At 65.1% G+C, this 1,025-nt stretch carries 2 protein-coding genes; both read left to right on the forward strand.

The window, feature by feature from the left end; genetic code table 11:
• Positions 1-572 (forward strand): sulfate/molybdate ABC transporter ATP-binding protein (locus ACSFA3_RS26135; protein ID WP_435508205.1); only part of this gene is annotated, 572 nt, incomplete at its 5' end.
• Positions 569-1,025: disulfide bond formation protein B (locus ACSFA3_RS26140; protein ID WP_435508206.1), on the forward strand; the 457-nt coding region annotated here is incomplete at its 3' end. The genes ACSFA3_RS26135 and ACSFA3_RS26140, both read left to right, overlap by 4 nt.

The raw sequence follows: 1,025 nt of genomic DNA on the forward strand, positions 1-1,025 counted from the left end.
GCCGCTGGCTGCGCCGGCTGCACGACGAACTGCACGTGACCTCGATCTTCGTCACGCACGACCAGGAAGAAGCGCTCGAGGTGGCCGACCGCGTGGTGGTCATCAACAAGGGGCAGATCGAGCAGGTCGGCTCGCCGCAGGAAGTGTGGGACCAACCGGCCAGCCCGTTCGTCTACGGCTTCCTGGGCGACGTGAACCTGTTCCACGGCCGGGCCGACAACGGCGCGGTGCAGCTCGACGGCATGCGCCTGGATTCGCCCGAACACAGCGGCGCGCGCGACGCCAAGGCACGCGCCTATGTGCGTCCGCATGACATCGATGTGACACGCTACGTGTCCGGCGCATCAGGCATCGTCGCCACGCTGTCGCGCGCAATCGTCGTCGGACCCATCGCGCGGCTGGAACTTGAACCCACCGAAAAGAAACCAGATAATCCGGGCTACGCAACCATCATCGAAGCGCAACTCCCAGCCCAACAGTTCCTTCACCTTGGCTTGAAGGAAGGCGACACCGTCGTCGCCAACCCGCGCAAGGCCAGGGTGTTCGTAGAAGAAGATTGGGTATCTCCTTGATCGATTGGTACTTCGGCGCGCCGCGCCGCGCGTTCGGGCTGATCTGCCTGGCCTGTGTTCTCATGCTGGCCTTCGGGCTCTACCTGCAGCACGTGGTCGGGCTCGAACCCTGTCCCATGTGCATCGTGCAGCGGTATGCGCTGGTGCTGGTGGCACTCTTCACCGGGCTGGCCGGCGTGTTCCGCAACGCGGCCCTTCGGGTCGTGGGTGGATTGCTGGCGCTGGTGGCCGCGGTGGGCGGCGCCTACACGGCGGCCTCGCAAAGCTGGCTGCAGTGGTATCCGCCCGAAGTCGTGTCCTGCGGGCGCGACCTCTACGGGATGATCGAGACCTTTCCATTGAAGCGCGCGCTGCCGATGATCTTCCGCGGCGGCGGCGACTGCTCGAAGATCGACTGGTCGCTGTTCGGCCTGACGCTGGCGAACTGGTCTTTCATCGCCTTCGTGGTTCTCT

The sequence above is a fragment of the Variovorax glucosi genome (assembly GCF_051216695.1).
In the GTDB taxonomy this organism is placed as follows: Bacteria; Pseudomonadota; Gammaproteobacteria; order Burkholderiales; family Burkholderiaceae_C; genus Variovorax.